At 65.7% G+C, this 3,694-nt stretch carries 3 protein-coding genes; 1 reads left to right on the top strand and 2 read right to left on the bottom strand.

The annotated features are described in order from the left end of the window. A partial coding sequence (locus IC66_RS0135060; protein WP_049806715.1) for a diguanylate cyclase domain-containing protein occupies positions 1-2,122 on the bottom strand: 2,122 nt, incomplete at its 3' end. A gap of 140 nt (positions 2,123-2,262) precedes the next feature. Continuing rightward, on the bottom strand, positions 2,263-3,261 hold the full coding sequence (locus tag IC66_RS0135065; protein ID WP_038950768.1) for an NAD(P)H-quinone oxidoreductase: 999 nt from the start codon (positions 3,259-3,261) through the stop codon (positions 2,263-2,265). Positions 3,262-3,370: 109 nt separating this feature from the next. On the opposite strand from IC66_RS0135065, the gene IC66_RS0135070 reads away from it, so the two are divergent. Then, positions 3,371-3,562 (top strand): DUF1192 domain-containing protein, encoded by a 192-nt coding sequence (locus IC66_RS0135070; protein ID WP_028142042.1) that lies wholly within the window; start codon positions 3,371-3,373, stop codon positions 3,560-3,562. Positions 3,563-3,694: the final 132 nt, after the last annotated feature.

Consider the following 3,694-nt stretch of genomic DNA (forward strand, 5'->3'; position numbering starts at 1 on the left):
CGCGGCGCAGTTCGCTCTCCAGCGTCAGGCGATCGGTCTTCCGCGCGCGCATCGCGGGCTTGTAGACGTCGATGCGGTCGCCGCCGATGCGCTTGGAGTGATACATCGCAAGCTCGGCATCCTTGATGATCTCGTCCGTGAGCTGAACTTGCGGATCAGAAAGGGCGAGACCGATCGAGGCCGTGAGAAAAATCTCGCGATCGTTGAAGGCGATCGGCGCCCGGATGGTCTTGCGGATGGTCTCGGCGAAGGCGGTGATGCGGGCCGGGTCCTGCTCCGAGAGCAGGATCAGGCCGAACTGGTCGCCGGCAAGCCGCGCCAGCGTGTCCTGCGGCTTCAGGATGCGGGTGAGGCGGCGGGCCAGCGTCAACAGGATGGAATCGCCGACCGCGATGCCGACGGAATCGTTGACTTGCTTGAAGCGGTCGAGGTCGATCACCATCAGCGTCGGTCGCAGCGTCGGCATGGTCTTGGCGAAATGCGCCACCGCACCCAGCCGGTCCATGAACAGTTTGCGGTTGGGCAGGCCGGTGAGGTTGTCATGCACGGAATCGTGCAGCAGGCGTTCCTCGGCGTTGCGCAGCTCGGTGACGTCGGTGAGTGTGCCGACCACGCGCGAGACCTCGCCGTCGGAGCCGACCACCGGCCGCGCCTTCAGCGCGAACCACATGAAATGGCCGTCCGGCGTGCGCAGGCGGAAATCCTGCACCAGGCGGCCGCGGCGCTGGTCGAGCACACTGTCGAGCGCGGCGCGGAAACGATCCTGGTCGAGCGGATGCAGAACCTCTAGCCAGGAGGCCGCGGGCCCTTCGAGCGTGCCGCGCTTGAGGCCGAGCAGGGCTTCGGTTTCGGGGCTGGTGAAGACCTTGTCGGCGGAAACATCCCAGTCCCAGATCAGATCGCCGGAGCCGGCCAGCGCCAGTGCGCGCCGCTCGATGTCGGAGACCACGCCGGTGGTGGCGCCGCCGCCGGCAAAAGCGTGCTGCATCACCGTGAACCCGATCAGCATCACGATCAGCACGAGGCCGCCGAGCAGGGCGGGACCGACGATGTCGTTGGTCACGGAACCCGCGACCGTCATGCCGGCCGCGACCACCCAGACCACCAGCAGGAACCAGGTCGGGATCAGCAGCACGGCGCGATCGAAGCCGTGGGTGGAGAGATAGACGATCAGCGCGAAGCCCGCGAAGGCGATCAGCACCAGCGAAATGCGCGCGATGCCGGAGGCCACCGCCGGATCGAACAGGGCCAGCGCCACCAGCGACCCCAGGAACGCGAGCCAGCCCACCGTGATGTGCGAATAGCGCACATGCCAGCGGCTGAGGTTGAGATAGGCGAACAGGAACACCAGCAGCGTGGCCGCCAGAATCGCTTCACCCGCCGCGCGCCAGATGCGCTCGGCGTTGTTCGACATGTCGAGCACCTTGCCCCAGAAGCCGAAATCGACGCCGATATAGACCAGCACCGCCCAGGCCAGCGCCGCGGCGGCCGGGAACATGATGCTGCCCTTCACCACGAACAGAATGGTGAGCACCAAGGCCAGCAGGCCCGAGATGCCGATCACGATGCCCTGGTACAGCGTGAACGAGTTGACCTTGTCCTTGTAGGCTTCAGGCTCCCACAGATAGAGCTGCGGCAGCTTGTCGGTGCGCAGCTCCGCGACGAAGGTGATGACGGCGCCGGGGTCGAGCGTGACGCGGAACACGTCGGCGGTCGGGCTTTCCTGCCGCTCCGGCCGGTCGCCGGTCGAGGGCGTGATGGTCGCGATGCGCGACAGGCCGAGGTCGGGCCACAAGAGCCCCGAGGAGACGATACGGTAGTGCGGGGCGACGATCAGGCGGTCGAGCTGGTCGTCGGTGTTGTTGGCGAGCGCGAACACCACCCAGTTCTGGCCTCCCTCGCGGGCGCGCACCTCGATGCGGCGGACGATGCCGTCGGTGCCCGGCGCGGTGGAGACCTGGATGCGATCGGCATCGCTGCGCTGATGCTCGAGCACGCCGGTGAGGTCGATCGCGGGCGCGTCACTGCGGACGCTGACGGCGTCGAGCGCGCGCGCGGGATGCGCGGCGACAAGAATCATGAGGCCCAGCGCGATGGGCGCGAGGCACCTGATCAGACGCAAGGCCAGTTCTCCGCGTTCGACGCAAACTCTTCAGGTGAAGACGATTTCAGACCGGACGGAAACCGTTCGGTGCGTCGCGATAGATGCCACGAAAGCAAGGAAAATCAAAGGGTTTCCGCCGCCGCCTGTGGGCCGGAGGCCTAGACCTCCAACACAATTTTGCCAATATGTGCGCTCGTTTCCATGCGGCGGTGCGCATCGGCTGCCTTTTCCAGGGGGAAAGTGCTGTCCATCAGCGGTTTGACGCGGCCTTCGCGCAAAAGCGGCATCACTTTCGCCTCGATCGCGGCCACCATCGCCGCCTTGTCCGCATTACTACGGGGACGCAGTGTCGAGCCGGTATGGGTCAGGCGCTTCACCATCACCTTGGCGATGTTGACGTTGACCTTGGGCCCGTTGAGGGTCGCGATCTGCACGATGCGGCCATCGAGCGCGGCGGCATCATAATTGCGGTCGACATAGTCGCCCGCGACCATGTCGAGGATCAGGTTGACGCCTTCCTTGTTGGTCGCTTCCTTGACCACGGCGACGAAGTCCTCGGTCTTGTAGTTGATGGCGCGGTCGGCGCCGAGCTTGAGGCAGGCATCGATCTTGTCCTGCGATCCGACGGTGACGAACACTTTCGCACCGAACGCTTTCGCCAGCTGGATCGCCATGGTGCCGATGCCGGAGGAGCCGCCATGGATCAGCAGCGTCTCGCCTTCCTTCAGGCCACCCCGCTCGAACACATTGTGCCAGACCGTCATCAGGGTTTCCGGCAGCGCGCCGGCCTCCTTCATGGACAGCGCGGGCGGTACGCTCATCGCCTGGGCATCCTGGGCGATGCAGTACTGCGCATAGCCGCCGCCGGCGACCAGCGACATCACCTTGCCGCCGATCTTGTGCCGCTTGGCATTGCTGCCGACGGCAACCACTTCGCCCGCGATCTCGAGACCGGGCAGGTCGCTGGCGCCGGGCGGCGGCGGATAGGCCCCCGAGCGCTGCGCAACGTCGGGCCGGTTGACGCCGGCGGCCTGCACCTTGACCAGGATCTCGTCAGGACCGGGCTGCGGAATGCTGCGTTGTTCCGGCACCAGCACTTCCGGTCCGCCGGGCTTGGAGATGGCGACCACGGTCATTTGCGCGGGTAGCTTGTCCATGATGTGTCCTTGGGTGAAGGTGCGGGATGAACGAGGCCCTTGCTTAGCCAGCGTGATCCAAGCTGGCAACCGCCTCGGCATTGTGTGCGCGAACGCAGGAGGAACGAGGATGGCGACGGAAGACGACGACCGCCCGCGCAAGAAGATCAGCCATGACATCGGGCAGGACCTCTCGCTCTTGTCGGTCGAGGAACTGGCCGAGCGCGTCACGCTGCTCAAGACCGAGATCGCAAGGCTGGAAGAAGCCGCCACGAAGAAGCGCGCCTCGCGCGACGCGGCGAACAGTTTTTTCAAGAAGTAGGGGCGCATATCGGCTGTCGTCCCGGACAAGCGCGCCATAGGCGCGCGCAGATCCGGGACCCATACCCAAAGGATGAAGTTTGTCGCGAGGTCGGCCACTCCGAGTCCCCGTCACCACGTCCGCCAGTGGCTA

This window comes from Bradyrhizobium genomosp. III, assembly GCF_000261705.1.
GTDB classification, from domain to species: Bacteria; Pseudomonadota; Alphaproteobacteria; order Rhizobiales; family Xanthobacteraceae; genus Bradyrhizobium; species Bradyrhizobium ottawaense.

Coding starts and splice junctions, on each gene's coding strand:
- IC66_RS0135065 (WP_038950768.1), bottom strand. CDS start 3,261: ATGGACAAGCTACCCGCGCAAATGACCGTGGTCGCCATCTCCAAGCCC.
- IC66_RS0135070 (WP_028142042.1), top strand. CDS start 3,371: ATGGCGACGGAAGACGACGACCGCCCGCGCAAGAAGATCAGCCATGAC.